The following is a 20,766-nucleotide window of genomic DNA, read 5'->3' as shown; positions in this document are numbered from 1 at the left end:
CAGTTCCTTCAGATGTCGATTTGGCCGGATCGCCGAAGCGAGCGAATGCGCAGCTGCGCGACGCCGCCGATGACCAGGTACATGATGAGGTAAGGCCAGCCATTTTGAGCAAGGCCGATGCGCATCGCGACTGCCGTCAGTGCCGCGACGATAAACGGCACCGTTCGCATCGCGCACAGCACGGTGAACAGTATCCAGCTCGCCGTCGGGCGCACCAGAGCGGCGATTGCGGTAAGCATCACGACTGCGAAGCCGAGTGGATCGCTGTTGGTGAAGAGAGTGACGATCATGCCCGGCGCGATCAGGAAGAATCCGCCGAGGATGAAAATCGGGACGAACGGTACGGTCTGGACCACCATGCTCAGACCCCGAAGTTTCGCGTCGATCCTCTGCAAGTGGCCTGCGTGGCCGAGGCTCTCGGTGGTCTGCTCTGATCCCCAATCATCGTCGCCCTCCCTCGTGGAAGGGACGCAGCTCAGTCGGCGGCGTCCCGTTGAATGGGACGCCGGCCCCCTGAGCCGGGTGTTGGAAACCAGAACGAGCTGGCGCGGGCACCTTTAACCGGGTGGTCTGGACATACGTGTCCGCCACCCGGCCGAAGAAGCTCTTCGACCGTCTTTGGTCTTTCGACCGACTCTCGTTCAGGGTTTCCACGCCCCGGCTCGGGAACCGCTTCCCGTGCATCGGGGAATATAGATCGACCTTTTCCGCATGGCGATCATTTTCAGGATGGATCGTAAGGTACCACGATCATCGGGAGTACGCGTGATCAATCCGCGTGATCGAAGATCTGGTGATATTCACGATGCTCGTGCGGCCGCACACAGTAGCTGGTCGACCGGTCTTTCGAACGGAAGTCGGCTGGGGGCAAGTTGGCGGGAGATGCGCATGCGGCGCCGTCGACATCAAGCAGCTCGTCGACCTGCTGGTCAGCGCAGGTGTCTCCCTGCGGACCGGATGAGGGCGTTCAGGTCGGCGACGCGCATCGAACGACGCGCCGGCTCGCGGGCCACCTCCTTGCGGAGATAGGCGACGTTCGGACCATCCGCGACGTGACCGGGCAGCGGCCTGGTCGGAATCGGCTCGATCCTGAACCCCGCGCCAGACTTCATATGTGCGGAGCGCACGAACCCTACGCCCGACCCGTTCGTCGCCCCTGAAAGAGGAAGCCGAAACGGCAGCTTGGAGAACCAGCGCGAGGGCACGGGATACACCGGCGAGTGCGAAGTTATGCGCGTCGCTCTGGTCTGCAGCTCTTCGGGCGTCGCGCGCCGGTAGCGCTCGTAGATGCCCTCGTCCTCGATCTGGATGCCAACCCAGTGGCGGAACCGATCTGCCGGCCGCCGCGGTTCCGCTTCCTCGAAGGCCAGCCGGAGACGATCAGCGTCATCCGGATCGCTGAAGTACAAGTTGGCGACCGAGTTTAGCAGCTGGAACTCGTTGATGGCGTCAATATCAACCATTCGGTCCGCGACGATCCAGCCCTTGGATGCGCCCTTCGGCGCGTAGGCCTTCGGGTCGAAGGACATCATCGCCACTCGGGGCGTAATGGGCATCACGACCTGCGTACCGACGCTGATCAGACCGAAGCTATGGTCCTTCATCCGCTGGAGATACACACGGTTCGTCAGAGCGGCCGGATCGTCGGAGGTGAAGAAGTCGCGCGCGGTCTCGTTGCGCACGAGCAGCACATCGAGATCATGGATGTGCCGGGCCGTCTCGGCCCACGTCTTCATGACGGACAGCATGACACGCCGGTGGGATGTGTCCGCCTCGTCCTTGCGGATGTCCTCGAACCCCTGATGCGAGACCCTGTCCATGTCGACAAGCGCGGCCCGACGCCGTTCCATGGCCGCCGCAGTCCTGCTCACCTGCAGGTAGGCGAAGTCCCGCAGCAGCCGACGCTGCGCCTCGTCGATCGCCGCGCCTGCGATCACGTCGCGCACGATGGCCGCGTACTTGCCTTCTTCGCCCTGAAGCAGCTTTTCCAGCACGAGATCCTCGCCGTAGAAGTAGCTCCGCGAGCACTGGTTCTTCACGGGCGCTCCCAGCACGACCCGCCCGCTTCCGTGATTGAGCAGGTTGATCGCGAGCCCCTCGCCGTTCCGGGTGAACGGCTTTAGGTGGCAGCGCGGCACGTAGTGCTGGTTCTTGTTGTCGGGCATATCAGCCGCAGGCCTGATCGGCCGAGGGGGCGAATGCCTCCAGGATCCTGCATTCGGCGACCGTACCACCCGCGCAGCTCGCAATCACGCCGGCCAGTTCCCGGCGCAACGCGGTCAGGTCGGCGATCTTGCGGTCGATCTCGTCCAGATGCTGAGTCGCTATCGCATCGACGGTGCCGCAGTCGCGGTCGCGCTGCTCCGCCATCGCCAACAGCGCCCGAACCTCGTCCAGCGAGAAGCCAAGGTCGCGCGTGCGCCGAATGAAGCGCAGCCGTTCAACATCCTCTGGCCGGTACGACCGGTAGTTGCCCTCCGTCCGGGCTGGCGCAGCGATGAGCCCGGCGCGCTCGTAGTAGCGCACCGTCTCCACCTTGGTACCGGTGGCCGCCGCCAGCTTGCCGATCGTCAGCGCAATCACGTCTTGACCCTGTACCTGCTACAGGGTCCATATAGCGCGTCGCACGACGAACACGAAGGGCGACGACCATGGCCTGCGGCAGTTGCTGCGCATCATCTCCGACCACCGCAACTGGCAATCCGCGCTGGCGTCGCGCGCTGTGGATCGCACTGGGCGTGAACGCCGCGATGTTCGTCGCCGAGATCGTGGCTGGCGTGGCCGGCGGATCGAAGGCGTTGCAGGCGGACGCACTCGACTTCCTCGGCGACAGCGCAAATTACGCGAGCGGCATCGCTATCTACGTCTTCATCGAGGCGAGCCGGCGCTTCATCTAGATAAAGTCCTAGGGCAGGATGATCGTCGCTGCCATCGGGGTCTCGTCGTGAATTTCGCCTCGATGCAGCTGCACCGCGGGCAAGGGCGCCAGCTTTAGCGTCAAGACGCATACTTTGAGGTCATGGCCGACATGATCGGCTCGAGCGGCGTCATCGCCGGTTCAGTTGCGATCCGCTTCGCTGGCTGAGCCTAGATCGTTTCGGTCATGGCCGTCGCGATTGGTTGTGGGTGCTGCCGCGCACCTGAATCCTGCTGCGCGACACCATCAACGTGCATCTCAAGGGCGTGTCGTCGAGCCTGCGGCTGAGCTAGGTCCACGCCGCCGTCACGACAGTTGCGGGCGTCGCCGGCTGCACGACCTACACGTCTGGTCGATGTCGACGACGTCAGCTGCACCGTGCACGTCACGCTAACAGCGCAGGCGGATGTCGACGCGGTGCGGCGTAAGGCGGCGGAGACACTGGACAGAGCACGTCACCGTGCAGACCGAAGGCGCCAAGGCGGCGACGAGGAAGAAGTGCGGGTGATTGCCTGACGACCTCGACTTTACGAGCTTCCCCATGCACAATCCCTGCAACGCTTTGCTGCATCCTGAGGACGATCATAAGCCAGCCACCATCCGAAAAGCTCAGCTTCCGGCCGCGAGCTCGATTACTGCAGCTGCTGGGCGACCAGCTGATCGGTACGCCGCGGCTCGCCGTGTTCGAGCTGGTCAAGAACGCATATGATGCCGATGCCGAGGAAGTGCGGGTTGTCATCGACGGCATCGCGAGCGGCTCGCCCTGTATCACGGTGACCGACGATGGCGACGGCATGTCACCAGACACGGTCCGCGACATCTGGCTGGTGCCGGCACATGACCATAAGGAGATTCAGCGCAAGGCGATGCGACGGACTCGGCTCAATCGCCTACCACTCGGCGAGAAGGGCGTGGGACGCTTCGCCGTACACAAGCTGGGCGATCACATCGAACTGGTGACGCGTGCGGCTGGGCAGCAGGAAGTCGTGGTGGTGATCGACTGGAGCGCGCTGATTGCTAAGCCGTTCCTTTCCGACGCGACCGTCGAGGTCGTCACGCGGGAGCCTGTGGTATTCAAGGGTCAGAAGACCGGAACCCGGATCACCATGACGGAGCTGCGGGACCGCAAGTGGACACGCGGCGATGTCCGGCGGCTCCAGCGGCAGATCACGTCCATATCCTCGCCGTTCACCACCCGGTCGGACAGGTTCGAAGCGACACTTTCGGTGCCTGAGCACAAGGACTGGGTCGCCGGCGTGCCTGACGTAGAGGCGCTTCTCGCAAGGGCACCTTGGAGGTTCAGCTTCTCGTTCGAGAACGGCCGCCTCAAGTACGAATACGACTTCCGCGGGGTCACCGGCATCAAGCTCGCGTCACGTCACGTCGAAAAGAGCGATCAGCCGCTGCAGATCGTAGCCGAGCGCGACGACGATACGCCTGGCGGCGGTCGTGGAACGCGGCAGGTGACCGCCGATGCCACGCTGGCCGCCGGCATAGGTCCCGTCGCCGGCACCTTTTACGTCTACGATCGTGATCGGGCCATCCTGAACAAACTCGGCGACAGCCAACTCGTAACTGGATTTCTCGACGAAAACGGCGGCGTGCGCGTCTATCGAGACGGCATCCGGGTCTACAACTACGGTGAGCCCGGGGACGACTGGTTGGGGCTCGACCTACGCCGCGTAAACACGCCCACGCGCAATATCAGCCGCAACATCGTCGTCGGCGCGCTGGATCTCCAGCTAGGAAGCAGCGACGGCCTTACCGAGAAAACGAACAGGGAAGGCTTCGTTGAGAACGACGCCTATCGCCGGTTCAGGCAGATCGTGCTGGGCGCGCTTGCGCTGCTCGAAACCGAGCGCAAGATCGACAAGGACAACATCCGGATTCTCACGGACACGGGTAGGGATCCGGAGACCGATCGGGTCCGCAGGCCACTCGCCGAACTGCGAGCCGCGGCGAGCCGCCACAAGCTGTCGGCCGAGATGGACCCGCTGATCAACCGGGTCGAGCGCGATTACGAGGAAATGCGCGAGACGATGCTGCGCGCTGGACTGTCCGGCATGAACCTCGCCGTGGTCTTTCACGAGATCGAGCAGGGTGTGCGGGTCCTATACGACGCCATCGAAGGGGGCGGCAATCCAGGCGCCATCCAGACCCAGGCGAAAGAGCTGGTGCGCATCCTCGACGGCTTCACCGAGCTGCTGCGCAAGGGCGACAGGAAGCCGCACAGTCTCAAGAACCTCGTGCGACGAGTCCGTGACATCAATAAGATCCGGTTTCGGACGCATGGCGTGCGACTTGCCGCGCCCATGCTGGAGGAGGACGCACCCGACCTGGAGCCGAGCTTCGCCTTCAGCCTAGCGCTGGGCGCGCTCAACAACCTGCTCGACAATGCCTTCTATTGGATGCGCTTCCGTTGGCCCGAGGAAGACGGACCTCCGCCGGCGCGTTCGCCGCGTGCGGTGTGGATGGGCATCAGCCACGACATAGCGGAGGGGCCGGCGATCGTGATCGCCGATACTGGACCGGGTCTCCAGGACGATCCCGAACGTCTCACACGACCGTTCTTCAGTCGTCGCCCCGACGGCATGGGCGTGGGCCTCTACTACGCCAACATGGTGATGGAACTGAACGGAGGACGGCTCGCCTTTCCCGACCGCGAGGACGCCGGTGTACCCGAAGAGTTCGACGGCGCCGTTATCGCCCTGGTCTTCCCGAAACCGAAGAGGAACTGATGTTCGCCGCTCCTCGCTTCCTGGCCGTCGACGACAAGGCCGAGCACCTCACGGCAATCCTGGAAACCTTCCAGCGGCTCGGAGCGCCCTGCATGGGCATTCAGTTCGATCCGGCTCAGCCCCTTGAAAGGTTATCCTTTCGAGGGGTCCGAGCCCTTTTTCTCGATCTTCACCTCATTTCCGGGGTGAAGACCACCGACGACAAACAGCACTATGCCAATATCGCATCGATCCTCGAAGACAACATCAGCGAGATCGGTGGCCCGTTCATTCTGATCCTGTGGACTGAACATGCGCAGTTGGCCACCGCGCTTAACGACTATCTCGATCAATCGCTCGATCCGGATAAGCCATGGTGCCGTCCGCTGGCAGTGATGTCACTGCCCAAGGAGAAGTTCATCAACGTCGGTACCGGGGTCACCGAGGCTGCCGATGAGCTTCGCCAAGCCGTCGAGAGCGCGCTGGACGCCAATCCGCAGCTCGCCGCGCTGATCGGATGGGAGACTGATGTCCTTGCGGCGGCTGGTGAGACGCTGTCCTCCCTGACATCTCTCGTTCCGGCCGCCAGCCGGACGACTGCTGCATTCGGCGGCGCACTCGATGAGGTTCTGAGCCGGCTGGCGGTGGAAGCAGTCGGCAAGAAGCATGTCGCGGACGATCCGCGTGCTGCGGTAACCAGTGCGCTTGCGCCGATCCTGGCGGATCGGATCGTGAACCAGGAGGGGGATGGCTCCGTCGCCGCACTGTGGACGAAAGCAGTAACGAGACATGGCCAGAAGCAGCTGCCGCAAGCGACGCTGGCCGAGGCCGGAGGCATCAACCGCATGCTGCACGTCGCAGTGGCTGGCCCCGAGCGGATCGCATCGGCGGACTGGGGCGCGGTGAGCGAGACACCCCCAAATTTTTGGAGCGACGCGGCGCTAACCGACTTGCTCGGTGTGGACATTGATCACCTGCTCAGGGCAGAGTTCAAGGTTCACCGTGATCACCACGCGAAGTGTCGTCCAAGGCTCGTTCGCATCGGAGCGGTGTGCGATCACGCGCAGAAGCGCCCGGGTCCAATTCCCTTCTTGTTCGCCATTGAGATACCCGTGGCGGTCCCCCGCCTTGCGGGCCCGGACGGGAAGGTGGTTCCACCCGCCGCGGAATGGCGTTCACCCGTTCTGACCTTGCCTTCCGTACCAGATCCGTTTGTGCTGCATGTGAACAGCCGCTTCGAGATTACCCGCCCAGCGGCCGCCACTGAAACATGGTTGGCGATCTACCGCTTACGCGAACAGCTCCTCATGCAGCTCATCGGGCACACTACCACTTACGTCGGCCGACCCGGCATCGTGCGCTTGGCCTGAGCCGATCAGCGCCCGCACGACCGCTTCCATGACGGGTGGGCAGACGCCGTTGCCGAGAAGCCTCACGCGATCACGGCGCGTGCCGTGGTTCAGCAGGTAGCTGGGTGGCAATCCCATAGCCCGCCGCAGCTCTGATACCTGCAGCATCCGCATGCGTGGGCCATCGACACTAGGCGTGACCAGCGCGAAGCGGTCGACGGTCGTTATGGTACGCAGCGGGCGTTCGAGCGGCTGCCATCCGCCGCTCCCGTCGGTGCCGTAATATACCAGCAGGAACGGCGTCTCCCGCCCCAGTGCCTGGAAGGCCCGTTCCGCCCGCGCGAGGGTTCCCGCGGCGCGCCCTGGACGGTCGAGCAGCGTGGTCTTCCATGTGCCTGCAGGGTCTAGAATGGTCGAAGCGGGGACTGGGACCATCGTTCCCGACGGCACAAGCCGAGGTGCACGCTCCCGGTCTCCGACGATGAACAGCCGCCGCCTGCTCTGCGGCACGCCGATGGTGCTAGCATCAAGCACCTGCTCCTCGAGATGGTATCCCAGGGCCTCGAGCTCCCGCTTCAGCTCGCCGTAGCGGGACCAGGGCCGCATATGGACAACGTTCTCCATCACCAGCCACCGCGGCGAGAAAGCCTTCGCATATTCCACTGCCGACATGGCGGTCGCGCGGCTCTCCTCGCTGCGCGGCGCCGCGCCCTTGGCGCAGGTGTGGTTGGTACATTCGGGCGATGCAAGCAGCAGATCCACGTCGCCGATACGATCATGAAGAGCCTGGACGTCGATCTCTTCCAGCCGACCGGTCACGACATGCGCGTCCGGATAGTTGTCCCGATAGCTCGCAGTCGCGACCGCATCCATGTCCACGGCCCCGCGCATCGTCACGCCGGCGGCACGCGCGCCTGCGCTACTTCCTCCCGCGCCGCAGAAAATGTCTAAACCCGTAATCATGTCGCCTCCGCTTATGGAAGGCTACCAGGTTATCCAGTCCGCCGCCAGGCTCGACCCGCACGCAGCGGGAGCAGATGTTACCGCGCCACTACGGATCAACGATAATCGCGTCCAGACGACGGGAGAGACTATTCGGATCGCGGGCTTCGCATTCCCAGATCGTCTCCACCCGCCATCCAGTTGCGGTGAGCGACTCCGCTGCCCTCACATCTCGAGCGACGTTCGCGTCGAACTTGTTCTGCCAGAACTCGCGACGGGTGCTCGGCGTCGTACATCCTCGGCATCCTGCGTGTCTGTGCCAGAAGCACCCATGCACGAACACGATCAGCCTTCGTCCGGGAAGCACGATATCGGGCGTTCCCGGCAGATCGCGTCGATGGAGGCGGAAGCGTAGACCCCGCGCATGCAGAGCACGCCTGACGATCAGTTCAGGTCCGGTGTCGCGCGCCCTGATCTGTCGCATGTTCTCGCTGCGGCGTTTCGGGTCTATCCGATCCATCGACGGTCGCACCGCAGCAGGCGGCGGCCACGTCGGAGTGCCCTGTACCGCCCCACTTCGCCGTTCACAGCGCTTCGTATCTTGCGCGATCCGCCAGAAGTGCTGCCGCGAACGCGGACATCCGATCAAGGGCGTCCGCATAGACGACGAGCGCACCGTCAGGGTCGTTCTCGATCCCGACGCCGGCCAGTTCAGCTGCACTGAGAAGCAGCGGCACATGTTGGCGGCGCGCGTAGAAGGCGACGAGGGGATAGCGTTCGTGATGATGATCGCCGTGGGCGCCACCGTTGCAACTTGAGATAGTGATGCAGCCAGCGGCCGACAGCGCCGCCACGGTTGAAGCAACACCTAAATCTAACAGCACAAGCAGGCCGGGATCGTCCTCGAGTTCATCCTGAATGACAGTCCACTCATCATCAGGATCGTCGGCTCGCCCGATCCGGTCGCTGATCTCCCGTTCTTCACGGGCAACAGCAATTGCGTCAGCCCAGGAGATGTATCGGAGATCGACATACTCGTGGTTGCCGCCTAGCCGGCTGCCTTCCTGCAGCTGGCGAGTTCCGGGCCAGCCCAGGCGGGTATCGTCCACCGCACGCACCAATTCGATGTCGAAGTGCATTTGCTCGTTCACCAGTTCTAGATACCGCCTTTGATGGGAGTCGTGAAGCAACTTGGCAGATCAAGTGCTAGGCGATTTACCTACTGCTTGGAAAACAGCCGAAACCGGGATCAGCACGGGAATCACACGTCCACGACGTCGGCTGGGTCTAGCCCGATGACCCGACGTCCCGACGGATCGGCCCGTACCGGCCAGTGGGACTGGTCGCCCTCCCGGCCGGAGCGCACGTCCGCCATGGCGACGTGCGGGTCGCAGCTGTCCTCGCCGTCGGCGCCGCGGATATAGGCAGGCAGGGGCACCCGGCGCGCGCGACCAACCCACGCCAGCACCAGGTCAGGCTCGACCAGACCCCAGTCGTTGCACCAGACGTCGTGGCCGTCGTCATAATCGAGACAGCTCCAGTCCCAGCCGCGCGCCTTCATCTCGACGTCTGCGTCCTCGACCGCGAGATGCTGAAATCAGTGTCGATGCGATAGGCGAACATCGTCCCTCCTGCTCGCTCCCGATCTAGGCGCGAATACTTGCCGGCGCGTCAATGCGTCCGGTCAATCCACGGCGGCCGACACCGCCGATCCGCGCCGCCCCCCTGATGTGTCCGGCGAGGCGCAAGCAGAACCAACATCGAAGGAAAAACAGATGGAAGGCATCGACCTGTCCGGCGTCGATCCGACGCGCTGGCCCGAGATCCGCCGGCGCGTTGAGATACTCGACGAGTACTGCGCCATTCCCGAGCGATCGCAGCGGTCGCGTCGGGCGTTCGCGCAACGTCTGGGACTCGGCGAGGCGCATTTCAGCTACCTGGCGCAGATCTGGCGAGAGCGGCGCAACCCGGCTATCCTCCCGGGAGCCCAAGCCCACCATTCCCCCAAGATCGCCAATCGTCTCCCCGTCGCCTCGACCAACATCGCCCGGGAGGTCATCGCCGACCTCGGTGCCATGGCCCGCCGCCGGGACGTGCTGATCGAGGTGACGCGGCGCTGCGCGGAGGCGAGGATCGTCGCCCCTTCCAACGCGACCATCACCAACATGCTGGCCGCCGCACGAGCCCAGCTGGACCAGCCGACCTCGTTCGAACCGGAAATCCTGATCGACAGCTGCGCGGCGAAGCTGCCGGCGGCTCATGGCGAGGGTGTGGTCCTCCCGCGACTGCTTGTGGCGGTGCAGCTGCCCGAACGGGTCATCGTGGCGTACGAAATGTCATTGGACCCGGCCGTGCCGCCGTCGATCGAGGGACTGATGGCAACTGTACGTGCCGCGGCAGACCCTGAGGGGCGACCGATGCGGATCCGAGCTCCGCACCTCGGCGAGCTCGAGCAGGCCGCGATCGGTGCGACCGTTCCGCCAGGGCGACCCGCCGGGCTGCCGACCCTCACTCAGCTGCTCGCCCCGGCGATCGGCGGCGTCGGCATCGTCTTCCAGCTGTCCCGGGCGAAGCCGGCCGAGCGACTCGCCAAGGTGCGCAACGTGACGGCGCTGCCGGCGCAGGACGTAAGGATCGCGATCGACCAGGCAGTCGCCGCGCACAACGCTCGTCGGCCGCCGGCAGCGCCCTTCGCCCTGGCGGATCAGCCCCTTGCCTGAAGGTCAGTCGCGTCCGCGATGAAGCGCAGGATCTCGATCGTGGCAGGCGCTGGTCGCGGCGCCCCGGTCGTCGTCGACGCCGCCCGCACCTCGGAGTTGTGCCGCGCTACGTCTATCTCGATCGCCTCGATCGCCTCCGCGTCCGTATAGACACGGGCATCAGCGCTGACCTTGCCGCTACCGTCGGTCTTCATCGGCACGATCCTGAGGTTCCCGATTGTCGAACCTGCGACCAGCTTGAAGTAGCGGCCATAGCGGCCATCGCTGACGACGGGGTCGAACTTGCCCACGATCGGGTGTGCAGCGTGCGCCTGGAATACGGGCGCCCATGCATCTTCGTCCTCTCCCACGATCACGTCGACCCGCTCGGTGAGGTCGGCCCAGGGCAGCGCGCCGCCATCAGGCCCCTCGATCCGGCGAAGCGCATCGCGCGCCGCGCGCGCGTACGCGGACAGACTGTCGTCGATGTGCCCCACAGAAAAGCCGAGAATGTAGCGGGCCGTTCGGTCGACCACGGCGAACATCAGGTGGTGCGTACCGTCCCGACGGAGCAGGTCGCACGCCACGACGTCCAGTCCGGGACGCTTTCCGGCCTGCTGCTCGCCGCGGACGCGCAGAAGTTCGCGCTCGACCATGGTGCGAAGCGTATTCACGTGCGGAAGAGCGAGCCCTTCCAGATCAGGGTGGTTCTGCAGCGCGGTGACTATCGTCCCGACCTTCGTGCCCGAGTCGGCGGCGAGGCGCTCCGCGACCGTCGGCACCAGCACCGCCTGAATCCTGTTCACGATCTCGCCGTCGAGCCTCGGCCCCCGGCGGCCAGGCCGGTTGGCGAAGGTGCCGAGAGCCGTGATGCTCTTCGCGGCCTTCCAGGCACCGACGATCTCGTACCAGCGACTGACCTTCACTTTCGCCAGACCGGCCGCCTCCGCAGCGGTCATCTCGCCTGGTCGATCCACCCAGTCCTTGACCACTTCGATCCGCTTCAGCGTCAGCGCCCGTCGATCAGGCAGCATCGACATCCACAGGTGCCGTTCCTCGTCATTCGCCTCGCGCCCGAGTGCATTCTCCAGGGCCGCGATCAGATCCTCGCGGGGCGTGTGGGAGAAAAGGATCGGCGTCTGCGCGTCTGGGACGTCGAAGCTCTGCGACATAGCTCCATCTACCTAACGTCAGCATTAACTACAAGAATCTTCTGGACCCCGTTGTCGCCGGAAAAGTTCTAGCATATCTCCCTAGTCGGGAAGGTTGTTAGAGGTTCTACGGCAATATAGGAGTTGGCATGAGGGATTACAGTGGGACGGGGTCGGATCGGGCGAGGCGTCACCGCGAGACGGTGTGGATTCGCCGGCGTCACGGCGCGATCCGGTACGGCAGCCGGTGGCTGACGTCCGCGGAGATGATCCGGCTGCTCGAGAAGCTGAGCGCGGAACGGCGCCATCGCCTTGGCCGCGGAGACGACGCATGAAGCCGCCCCAGAGCCGCGTTGCGGCTCCTCCCCGCGCGCAGCGTCGCCGCCACGGGTCGGCGCCGGGCACCAGATCGAACCGCACCCGTTCGGGCCGCGACGGGCGGCGTTCCTCGCCGCCGGTCGACGTCGAAGTCGTCACCACGGACCATCGCGACTTGGCGGAAGGTCTCGGGTCGCCCATCGCTCCACTGGCGAACTGGAACCCGACCCGTCGTCCGCCGCGCCATCCCGTCCGCGCGGTGCCCTACGCCCTGCTCAACCCGACCAGGCTCGACGATCTCAAGAATCCCGCGCGGTGGGAGCTGGTCGCCATCGAGTCGGCGGAGGGCCTCGGCCACGTCAGGAACGGCATTACTTACGCGCAGGACTACACCACCTGCGGCAGCATGTTCGAGAAGCCGCGCCGGATCCAGTTCATGGAAGGTCCGAACGAGCCCGCCATCGCCGACCACCTCGAGTTGTGCCCGCGGTACATCGACTTCCAGTTTCAGCCGCTGGCTCTGCTGTTCCGTCGCGCCGATGGCGTGCTCATCAGGAAATATCCCGACGTCGCCTACGAGATCGCTGACCACCGCGTCGTCTTCGGCGAGATCAAGTCCAACGACGCGTGGTTCGCCGCCGAGGGTGTCCGGCGCCCGCTGGAGCGAGTCAGCCTCGCCCTCGAGGCGAGCGGTCTTGGCCCGATCCACCGGATCAAGGGCGAGCCCTTCCGTCGGGACGAGACCGTGGAAGCCCACTCCATCGCCATGGAGGCCCGGCTCACGGCCTTCGACCCGGAAGCCGACGGCACCGCCGCGCGGCAGGTCATCATGGCCGGCGGCGGCCGCACCCGCTACGCCGACGTCGTCGGTGCGCTCGGCGGACCGGCGAGCGTCGGCGCGGACAAGCTCTACGCCATGCTGCTCCGCCGCATCGTCGACTTCGATCTCCGGTGCATCCCGACCGCGGATACGATCGTCACGGCGCCGCGCCCGGTCGCCCCCTATGCCCTGCGCGAGCTGCTGGGCCGCTTCGAGCGAAAGGCGGCCTGACCATGAACCCCCTTGGCCTGGTCTTCGGGACCGTCTTCATCCATCGCCAGCAGCACCAGCAGCAGCGCATCGTCTTCGTCGAGGCGGTGGACGCCTTCGTCCTGCGTTTTCTCGTCGATGGCACCGAGGAAGAGGAGTATGCCGTCGAGATCGCGCCGGGCGTCATGGCCCGCCCGACCGTCCGCTGGCTGCTCGAGGAATATGCAGCCGGCCGGCTGCACGAGTGCAGCCATGACGAGGACACCCTGTCGGAGTGGCGGGGCCGCTATCTAGGCTGGGACATTTCCGCGTGCCTGTCGAAGGATCCGCGGTCGGTCCTGAAATATGACCTCGCGCTGCGTGCGCTTCAGGCCGGGAAGCCAAGGTCGGACGGGATTCTCGTCAGCTTCGCCAAGGAGACTTGGCCCGCAGGGGCCAAGGTGCCTTCCGGCCGATCGATCATCCGCTGGATGGACAACCTGCAGGCCTTCGATCGCAGGATTGGCGCCATGTGCAACAGGAGCGGGCGCGAGAAAGGGCAGTCGCAGCTCCCGCCGATCGTCGATCGCCTGGTTCACCAGTCGATGGCGCTCTTCTACGCGGAGGAACAGTTCAAGAAGATGGACGCCCACGCGCTGGTCGTCGCCGCCTGGAAGCGGCTGCAGGACCGCGGCGTGCCGGACATCGGCGACCGCCCCCCGAACAAGTCGACTGTGATCAACCGCATCAACAAGTGCGAGAATGCCGAGACCTACTCATCGAAGTGGGGTCGTGAGCGGGCGGAGAAATACTTCCACGCCTCCGGCAACGTCATGGCGGTCAGCCGCCCCTTCGAGCTGGTCCTCATGGACGGCACGGAGCTGAAGCAGGTGACGCTCTTCTCCAAGGACGTCCAGATCCCGAGCCAGAAGCTGAAGGTCATCGGGCTCATGGATGCCTACAGCCTGTTCGCATTTCCGAGTTCACCATTCGGCGGTGCCTACCGCACCGAGATGAGCTTCGGCGCGATCATGGGCGCACTCACCCCGCCCGCGCTCACCGAGGAGATGATCGCCGACGACCCCATGCTCCTCCTCTGCTTCGGTCGCATCGGACACCTGAGGGCCGACAACGACAAGGCGCTGATTCCCCGCTTCGCCTTCGGTAACATCACAAGCGTCGTCGGGACCATGGAGCTGGCCAAAAGGTTCGCGTCGGACGAGAAGTCCAACCTCGAGAACTACTGGGGCTGGATCAAGCACCGGCTCGACGGGGAACCTGGCACGGTGCTGTCCGCGCGCAGCCGCAGGAGGAACATCCGGTACGATCCGCTCGAGGACGCTTCCCTGACCCGCCAGGCGCTCGCCGAGAAGTACGAGGCACTGCGCCTCGAATGGAACGACACCGGACATAAGGCACTGGGCTGGCGGACCCCGAACGAGGTCATGCTCGAGCATGTCATGAAATCCCGCGTCCGTTTCACGCCGCCCGCCGAGGTCCGGCGGCACTTGGCGCGCACCGAACGCGGCGTCCTGACGAACGACGGCGTCGTCCACGACGACATCCTCTACAAGTGGAACCGCGAAGGCGTCACGCAGACGCTCTCGCGCAATCATGCTGCACAGAAGATCCGGTCGCGTCTGACCGGCACTGCCAAGTGCGACGTCTGGCTGCGCGTCTACGACTGGAACCTCGATATGATCGAGGTCGTGGACGTGGCGGGCAACGAGTATGTCGAGCTCTGGTCCGACGACCCCGACTACATCAAGTTCCTCACCCGCTACGAACACGCCTTCCACAAGTCGTGCGTCGCGTCGGGCGCGACCGGCGCCCAGACGACGATGGAACGTGCGCTGCGTCGTGCGAAGTCGCTCGACCAGCAGATGAAGGTGGTCGAGGAAAAGCCGTTCACCATCGCTAAGAAGGCAGCCGCCGTCCTCGAGCAGTACGAGATCCGGCAGCTCGGCGGCAGGCTGGCCGAAGATCCCGACCTGACCGAATTCGACCATCTCCTGCTCCCCACCGACGTCGGCGGAGTCGATCGTGTCGATCCCCCGACCGGGCCCTCTCAGAAGCGGTCCGAGGATGACGCCCGCAGGAAGAAGAAGCGCAGCAAGGGCCCGCCAGAAATCCCACCAGACTGGAGCGGGCTCGACCCCGATCCGAAGTCGAACTCGGACCTGCTCAGCGGACTGCAGGAGGGCGAGGACCTGGATGATGGGATTGTCTGGGAGGAACAGGATGACGCGCAACACGATCAGGGGGACGGTCAATGACGCCGAAAAAGAAGCTCGATCCGCTCGGCGTGCAGCCGCAGCCTACCCGTGGGCATGATGTCCCCGACTATTCGAACAAGGCACGGCAGAACCGGGTCGTTCAGGTACTGCCATTCTTCAAGACCAACTGGATCGACCATAAGCCCCAGAAGGATCTCGTAACGAAGCTGATCACCTACATGGCGTCGACGTTGCCCCTTCTCGATGGGCCGATCGACGGCTGCTGTCTCTCCGAGTTCACCAATGCGGGCAAGTCGCGGATGATCGAGGCGCTGGTGGCGGAAGTCGCTCGCCTGAGGACCGAGGCGGGGCTTTCGCCCAACAAGTACCAGGTCATCACCGTGGAACTCGATGAAGCGACGTCGCTCAAGAGTTTCTTCCGGAAGATCCTCAAGGAACTCGACGACCCTAATTGGAATAACAAGCACGACACGATCGACGATCTCGAAGACCGGATCCACCATTTCTCGCGGAAGCTCGGCGTCGAAGGACTGGTGGGCGACGAGGTCCAGCACCTGGATCGCAAGACCACGGAGGCGACCGCAGTGACGAACCGACTCAAGTCGTTCCTCAACCGGGGCATCGTTCCACTCATACTGGTCGGCAACGAGAAGGCCGAAGAGTTCTTCAAAACGAACGGTGATCTTGCCGCCCGGTTGGGAACCCCGCTCGTCTTGAAGCCGCTCGACCCGCGCAACGACAAGGCCGATCAGAAGCTGTTCGTAGAATTCTGCAAGAAGCTGGACGAGTCGATGGTGAAGGCCGGCATCATCGATGAGCCGGCGGGGCTCGACGGGCCCGGACTTCGTAGCCAGCTCGTCGCGGTCAGCAGCGGACACGTCGGCCGTGTGTGCCGCGTCGTCTGCGAGGCGACCAAGCATGCCCTGTGGCGAGGTTCGCCGCTCGTAGAGAAGCACGACCTCAGCGTCGCCACGCGGCAATATGCGATGGGGCCGGTGAATTGGATCGGGCGCGACCCGTTCTCGAGCAGGGTCGCGTGATGATCCGACAGCTGAAACGCCTGCGCTTCGAATATCATCCGCAGCCGGACGAGAGCCTCGCCGGAGCTCTCGCCGCCGGCTGCCGTGACTCACGCCTCGTGCGGGTCGCAACGGCACTCGAAGGAGGGGGCGTCCTGATCACGAAGCCCGGCCTGGTGCAGCTGGCCGACCCCGCCTCAATCGAGCTCCTGGCCCAGGTCATGCGGACGGACGTGGAGCTGCTCAACGCCATCGCCTTCGCCACTACCGACCGCCGTGGCAGCATCATGCTTGGCGATCTGCTCATGCCGCGGCCCGCGTTCGATTTCGTCCGCCGCCGCATCGGGCCGAATTCGTTGTATAGCGAAGCCTATCATCGCAGCGCCTGGCTCAACCGGCTCCTGCCGTACTGTCCGCAATCGTTCGAGCACCTCGTGGAGGACTGCCCGGGCTGCGGCCCGCTGGGCTGGCGCCGCACCCGCGGGATCGCCAACTGCGAAACTTGCGGCAAGCAGGTGCCGGCGTCGGAACAGCCGCCGCTTTCACCCGACCTGGAGGACGATTACCAGCTGGCCGCCGACCTGATGTCGCGCGATCCCGCGGCCGGTCAGCGCGCGCTCGCTCGACTCCCCTCGTGTCTCCGGCCATATCCCCGATCCGCAATCGTGGACGTGATGCTGAAGTCGGGAGTCATGGCCAGCCATCTGCCGACGCGCTGGGAGCTCGACCGACTCCGAACCCAGCCGTCCCCTAGCATCGCCGCGGTCGTCTCAGCGGGGGCCCGGCTTCTGCGTGCATGGCCGACTAGCATCCAGCAGATTGTAGCGCGTCGAATGGAAGCGAACGCCGACGACCTTGCCGCCTACGACGAAGTGCGGAACGAGGTGCGCTGGATCAGCAAGTATGCCGAGAAGGAGGGGCAGGCGATCCTAGCCATGGCATTCCCGCAGCTAGACGGGCGCACAGTAAAGACCTTCTCCTCCGCGACCAGGTTCTACACCGCAACCGAGGTCAACCAACGCCTCTGGACATCCAGCTTGGAGCTCGGGCAGCTGCGAGAGGCGGATGCGATCCAGTTCGAGCCGCTCCCGAGCAGGCAGCGTCTTCGCGCCAGATACGATGCCGACGATGTCGACGAACTACAGCGGCAGCTTCAGGCCGGCGAAACACCGGGAAAAGACCGCTGCCCGGTTCGATCTGCCAGTATATGCCGTGAGCCAGTTGGTGGTCGCGAAGCGCCTGACCTTGATGGATCATCCTGGCGTTCGCGTTCTCCGGGGCAACCTGATCGACACAACATCGGCACAGGCGCTGGAGGACGACCTTGCCAGCGTCGCTATCAGGTCGGCAGCGCCGAGAGGCTTCGTCTCGTTGCGGTATGCGATGGTTCGGTTCGGAGGCGAGAAGCCATGGGCCAGGATCATCGGCGCGATGCTGGACCGAAAGTTCAGGTACTACCTGCTAGATGGGCAGGCTCCCGAAGTGCGCGACATGATGGTCAACCCAGCCGATCTTTCCGTTGTCCCCGCGGATGACGCCGACATGCACGATCCGCTCGGGCTGACACTTGTCTCGCTCAGAGACGCACATGAGATCCTTGGCGCCGCTCACTACGAAGCGGAAGCCTCCATTGCATCCGCCGGGCTGACGATTGTGCCCTTCGGCAAGGGAAAGGGCGTGGACCGGCGCGCGCTAAACCGTCTCGCTTCCGTTGTGGCCTATGTGGGTGAGGCTTCTGCATCGTCGCCTTTAAGCCCGATTGCGCTTCATCACGAACTCAGCGGTGAGGGCGTTCGGCGTGTTCACGAGGGGTGGTGCCGACTGGCGCTTGCGGAACGCGGGCTGGTAAGCCGCCTGCCTTTGCAACTTTCCGCCCCTGCGGATGAGGTCAGCTAATGCCCTTGGCCCGCCCCGTCGCCTGGTGCAAGGGGCGTTCGTCTCTTAGGCCTCTTGTGACAAAGTAAGAGCGCCGCAGTGCCTCGGCCGTTCGAGTGGTGGGTCCGATGGGATTCGAACCCATGACCTCTCGATTAAAAGTCGCTTGCTCTACCGACTGAGCTACGGACCCACATGCGCGCACCTAAGCGCGAGGACGGGGCGGGTCAACCGGGTGCGCAACTGGCGCACGCTCAAGTTGGTCAGCGGGTCGCGCCAGTCCGGGGCGATGCGCACCAGCGGATCGAGCACGAAGCGGCGGGTGCGGAACTGAACATGAGGCACCGTAAGGCCGGGGCTGGACCAGGTGCCGCCGGACCAGAGCAGGATGTCGAGATCAATCACCCGTGCTGCCCAATTGCGGCCCCGGCGGCGGCCGAAGGCACGCTCGATGGTCTTCAGCCGGGCAAGCAGGGCGGGGGGCTGCTCGTTGGTCTCAATGACCGCCGCGGCATTGGCGAAGCGGCGCTTGGAGGGGCCGAGGGGGGCAGTTCCTATCACCGGCGAGACCGCGCAAACGCCGCCGATCGCAGCCAGCGCCGCGGCGATCTCCCGCTCCGGCCCGCCATGCCGCCCCCGCCGGTTGGATCCTAGCGCAATCACATAGCGCGACGCGGCCACTCCGGGCTCAGATGTCGGCGACCAGCCGCCCATACAGCTCCGGCCGCCGGTCGCGGAAGAAGCCGAAGGCGGCGCGGTGGCGCTTGACGCGGTCGAGGTCGAGCGTGGCGGTGATGATGCCGGTCTCCTCGCGGTCGAGTTCGGCCAGGATGTCGCCGCGCTCGTCGGTGATGAAGCTGGTGCCGTAGAAGGTCTGGCCATGCTCGGTGCCGACGCGGTTGGCGGCGACCACCGGCACGACGTTGGAGACGGCATGGCCGACCATCGCCCGGCGCCACAGCCGCGCGGTGTCGAGGCTGTCGTCATGCGGCTCGGAGCCGATCGCAGTGGGGTAGAACAGGACTTCGGCGCCCATCAGCATCATCGCGCGGGCCGTTTCGGGATACCATTGGTCCCAGCATACGCCGACGCCGAGCTTGGCGCCCGGGCCGTTCCACACCTTGAACCCGGTATTGCCGGGGCGGAAATAGAACTTCTCCTCATAGCCCGGCCCGTCGGGGATGTGGCTCTTGCGGTACACGCCGTCGACCTTCCCGTCGGGACCGATCATGGCGAGGCTGTTGTAATGGTGGGGACCATCGGCTTCGAAGAAGCTGGTCGGGATGTGGATGGAGAGTTCGGCGGCGAGCGCCTGCATCGCCAGCACCGCCTTGTGCTCGTCGACCGGCTTCGCGTTGGAGAACAGCCCCTCGTCCTCGACGCGGCAGAAATATTCGCCCTCGAACAATTCGGGCGGCAACACGACCTGCGCGCCGCGGCCGGCGGCCTCGCGCACCATCTCGCTCACCGCCTTGATGTTGGCGTCGATGTCGTTGGAAAAGGCGAGCTGGAGCGCGCCAACCGTGATCTGGGTCATGTCGGGGTCCTTCAGAGCCGGGGAAGCTGCTGGCTGATGCAGTGCACGCTGCCGCCGCCGGTCAAGATATGGTCGGCACGTACGCCGACAATCTCGCGGCCGGGGAACAGCGCCGCCAGCGCGTCGAGCGCGGCCTGGTCGTTGGGCTGGCCATAGACCGGCGTCACGACGGCGGCATTGCCGATGTAGAAGTTCATGTAGCTTGCCGGAATGATCTCGCCCTCCTCATCGAGCACGCGGCCGGGCGAGGGGAAGCGCACCACTTCGATCCCGGCAGCCTCAGCGCGGGCAGCGGCGTCGTCATAGATCGCGGTGTTGGGATCGTCCTGCGTGCCCCGGGGCACTAGCAGCCGGTTTTCGCCCACGAAGCGGGCAAGGTTGTCGACATGGCCGTCGGTATGGTCGTTGGCGAGACCCTCGCCCAGCCAGAGTACCGAGGTGTAGCCGAGGTCGGCCTTCAGCCGCGCCTCGATATCCTCGCGGGTCAGGTCCGGGTTGCGGTTGGGGTTCAGCAGGCACTGTTCGGTGGTGACGCAGCGCCCGGTGCCGTCGCCATCGATGGCGCCGCCTTCGAGGATCCAGTCGTGGCGCTCTGCCTTCAGCTGCGCGCGGGTGGCGAGGCGGGCGCCAATGTCCTGATCGCCGGGGAGGTCATATTTGCCGCCCCAATAGTTGAAGTCGAAATCGTGCGCGGTGCCGTTGCCGTCGAGGATGGCGGCGGTGTCACGCAGCCAGATATCGCCGAACGCTTCGACGATCACCTCGGCATGCGGCGCCAGCTTGCGTGCCGCCTCTGCCGCCTCGTCATTGGCGGCAACCAGGATCACCCGCTCACCGCGGCCATCGGCATGAACGGCATTGGCGAAGCCGGCGACCTCCTGCTGGGCAGGTTCCAAGTCCTCAAGCCAGAGTTCGGGGTGGCTGGGGAAGCCGATCCAGACGGCGTCGTGCGGGGCCCATTCGGCGGGTGGGGGTAGAGTCATGGCGCGCCATGTA

At 64.9% G+C, this 20,766-nt stretch carries 21 protein-coding genes and 1 tRNA gene; 10 read left to right on the top strand and 12 right to left on the bottom strand.

Annotation, left to right across the window (positions count from 1 at the left end; genetic code table 11):
• Positions 1-8: 8 nt before the first annotated feature.
• The 3 genes from LQ953_RS03350 to LQ953_RS03340 form a co-directional block, all read right to left on the bottom strand.
• A complete protein-coding gene (locus tag LQ953_RS03350; protein WP_231029260.1) occupies positions 9-359 on the bottom strand; it encodes a hypothetical protein in 351 nt (116 codons plus the stop codon).
• Positions 360-929: 570 nt separating this feature from the next.
• Positions 930-2,165: a DUF4238 domain-containing protein gene (locus tag LQ953_RS03345; protein ID WP_231029259.1), complete on the bottom strand. Its 1,236-nt coding sequence runs from the start codon at positions 2,163-2,165 to the stop codon at positions 930-932.
• 1 nt (position 2,166) lies between these two features.
• A complete protein-coding gene (locus LQ953_RS03340) occupies positions 2,167-2,580 on the bottom strand; it encodes a MerR family transcriptional regulator (RefSeq protein WP_231029540.1) in 414 nt (137 codons plus the stop codon).
• A gap of 71 nt (positions 2,581-2,651) precedes the next feature.
• On the opposite strand from LQ953_RS03340, the gene LQ953_RS03335 reads away from it, so the two are divergent.
• The 3 genes from LQ953_RS03335 to LQ953_RS03325 all read left to right on the top strand — a co-directional run bounded on the left by LQ953_RS03335 (position 2,652) and on the right by LQ953_RS03325 (position 7,004).
• Positions 2,652-2,897 carry a hypothetical protein gene (locus tag LQ953_RS03335; RefSeq protein WP_443026537.1) on the top strand — a complete coding sequence of 82 codons (246 nt, stop codon included), beginning with the start codon at positions 2,652-2,654 and terminating at the stop codon, positions 2,895-2,897.
• Between the two features lie 700 nt (positions 2,898-3,597).
• The gene (locus tag LQ953_RS03330) at positions 3,598-5,655 is read left to right on the top strand and encodes an ATP-binding protein (RefSeq protein WP_231029258.1); all 2,058 of its coding nucleotides are present in this window, start codon (positions 3,598-3,600) and stop codon (positions 5,653-5,655) included.
• A complete protein-coding gene (locus tag LQ953_RS03325; RefSeq protein ID WP_231029257.1) occupies positions 5,655-7,004 on the top strand; it encodes a hypothetical protein in 1,350 nt (449 codons plus the stop codon). The genes LQ953_RS03330 and LQ953_RS03325 overlap by 1 nt, the downstream gene beginning before the upstream one ends.
• Here the strand turns inward: LQ953_RS03325 and LQ953_RS03320 are convergent.
• The 4 genes from LQ953_RS03320 to LQ953_RS03305 all read right to left on the bottom strand — a co-directional run bounded on the left by LQ953_RS03320 (position 6,924) and on the right by LQ953_RS03305 (position 9,486).
• On the bottom strand, positions 6,924-7,946 hold the full coding sequence (locus LQ953_RS03320; protein ID WP_231029256.1) for a DNA cytosine methyltransferase: 1,023 nt from the start codon (positions 7,944-7,946) through the stop codon (positions 6,924-6,926). The two genes, LQ953_RS03325 and LQ953_RS03320, sit on opposite strands and share 81 nt — an antisense overlap.
• 88 nt (positions 7,947-8,034) lie before the next feature.
• Complete coding sequence (locus LQ953_RS03315; protein WP_269141280.1) at positions 8,035-8,445, bottom strand: very short patch repair endonuclease; 411 nt, start codon at positions 8,443-8,445, stop codon at positions 8,035-8,037.
• Between the two features lie 64 nt (positions 8,446-8,509).
• Positions 8,510-9,064, bottom strand: a complete 555-nt coding sequence (locus LQ953_RS03310; protein ID WP_231029255.1) for a hypothetical protein — start codon at positions 9,062-9,064, stop codon at positions 8,510-8,512.
• Between the two features lie 122 nt (positions 9,065-9,186).
• Entirely contained in the window at positions 9,187-9,486 is a 300-nt protein-coding gene (locus tag LQ953_RS03305; protein ID WP_231029254.1) for a hypothetical protein, read from the bottom strand.
• 214 nt (positions 9,487-9,700) lie between these two features.
• Between LQ953_RS03305 and LQ953_RS03300 the strand changes: the two genes are divergently transcribed.
• Positions 9,701-10,645, top strand: coding sequence for a hypothetical protein (locus LQ953_RS03300; protein ID WP_231029253.1), 945 nt, complete (start codon positions 9,701-9,703; stop codon positions 10,643-10,645).
• Here LQ953_RS03300 and LQ953_RS03295 read toward each other — a convergent pair.
• Positions 10,630-11,796, bottom strand: a complete 1,167-nt coding sequence (locus LQ953_RS03295) for a hypothetical protein (protein ID WP_231029252.1) — start codon at positions 11,794-11,796, stop codon at positions 10,630-10,632. The genes LQ953_RS03300 and LQ953_RS03295 overlap by 16 nt on opposite strands.
• A gap of 128 nt (positions 11,797-11,924) precedes the next feature.
• Here LQ953_RS03295 and LQ953_RS03290 point away from each other — a divergent pair, with 128 nt between their 5' ends.
• From LQ953_RS03290 to LQ953_RS03265, 6 genes are read left to right on the top strand one after another with little or no spacing between them, the layout of a single operon-like run.
• Positions 11,925-12,110, top strand: coding sequence for a hypothetical protein (locus LQ953_RS03290; RefSeq protein ID WP_231029251.1), 186 nt, complete (start codon positions 11,925-11,927; stop codon positions 12,108-12,110).
• On the top strand, positions 12,107-13,144 hold the full coding sequence (locus LQ953_RS03285) for a hypothetical protein (RefSeq protein ID WP_231029250.1): 1,038 nt from the start codon (positions 12,107-12,109) through the stop codon (positions 13,142-13,144). The genes LQ953_RS03290 and LQ953_RS03285 overlap by 4 nt, the downstream gene beginning before the upstream one ends.
• A gap of 2 nt (positions 13,145-13,146) precedes the next feature.
• Entirely contained in the window at positions 13,147-15,378 is a 2,232-nt protein-coding gene (locus tag LQ953_RS03280; RefSeq protein WP_231029249.1) for a hypothetical protein, read from the top strand.
• Positions 15,375-16,379 (top strand): TniB family NTP-binding protein, encoded by a 1,005-nt coding sequence (locus LQ953_RS03275; RefSeq protein WP_231029248.1) that lies wholly within the window; start codon positions 15,375-15,377, stop codon positions 16,377-16,379. Before LQ953_RS03280 ends, LQ953_RS03275 begins: the two co-directional genes overlap by 4 nt.
• Positions 16,379-17,893, top strand: a complete 1,515-nt coding sequence (locus LQ953_RS03270; protein ID WP_231029247.1) for a hypothetical protein — start codon at positions 16,379-16,381, stop codon at positions 17,891-17,893. The genes LQ953_RS03275 and LQ953_RS03270 overlap by 1 nt, the downstream gene beginning before the upstream one ends.
• Positions 17,841-18,254 carry a hypothetical protein gene (locus LQ953_RS03265; RefSeq protein ID WP_231029246.1) on the top strand — a complete coding sequence of 138 codons (414 nt, stop codon included), beginning with the start codon at positions 17,841-17,843 and terminating at the stop codon, positions 18,252-18,254. Before LQ953_RS03270 ends, LQ953_RS03265 begins: the two co-directional genes overlap by 53 nt.
• 96 nt (positions 18,255-18,350) lie before the next feature.
• On the opposite strand, the gene LQ953_RS03260 is transcribed toward LQ953_RS03265, so the two are convergent.
• The 4 genes from LQ953_RS03260 to LQ953_RS03245 all read right to left on the bottom strand — a co-directional run bounded on the left by LQ953_RS03260 (position 18,351) and on the right by LQ953_RS03245 (position 20,753).
• Positions 18,351-18,426 (bottom strand) — tRNA-Lys (locus LQ953_RS03260).
• Positions 18,417-18,914 (bottom strand): 2-amino-4-hydroxy-6-hydroxymethyldihydropteridine diphosphokinase, encoded by a 498-nt coding sequence (gene folK / locus LQ953_RS03255; protein WP_231029245.1) that lies wholly within the window; start codon positions 18,912-18,914, stop codon positions 18,417-18,419. The genes LQ953_RS03260 and folK overlap by 10 nt, the downstream gene beginning before the upstream one ends.
• 7 nt (positions 18,915-18,921) lie before the next feature.
• The gene (gene aguB / locus LQ953_RS03250; RefSeq protein ID WP_231029244.1) at positions 18,922-19,770 is read right to left on the bottom strand and encodes an N-carbamoylputrescine amidase; all 849 of its coding nucleotides are present in this window, start codon (positions 19,768-19,770) and stop codon (positions 18,922-18,924) included.
• Between the two features lie 11 nt (positions 19,771-19,781).
• Positions 19,782-20,753 (bottom strand): agmatine deiminase family protein, encoded by a 972-nt coding sequence (locus LQ953_RS03245; RefSeq protein ID WP_231029538.1) that lies wholly within the window; start codon positions 20,751-20,753, stop codon positions 19,782-19,784.
• Positions 20,754-20,766: the final 13 nt, after the last annotated feature.

The organism is Sphingomonas sp. IC-56 (genome assembly GCF_021043375.1).
Taxonomy (GTDB): domain Bacteria; phylum Pseudomonadota; class Alphaproteobacteria; order Sphingomonadales; family Sphingomonadaceae; genus Sphingomonas.
This window is presented reverse-complemented; position numbering and strand designations above follow the sequence as displayed.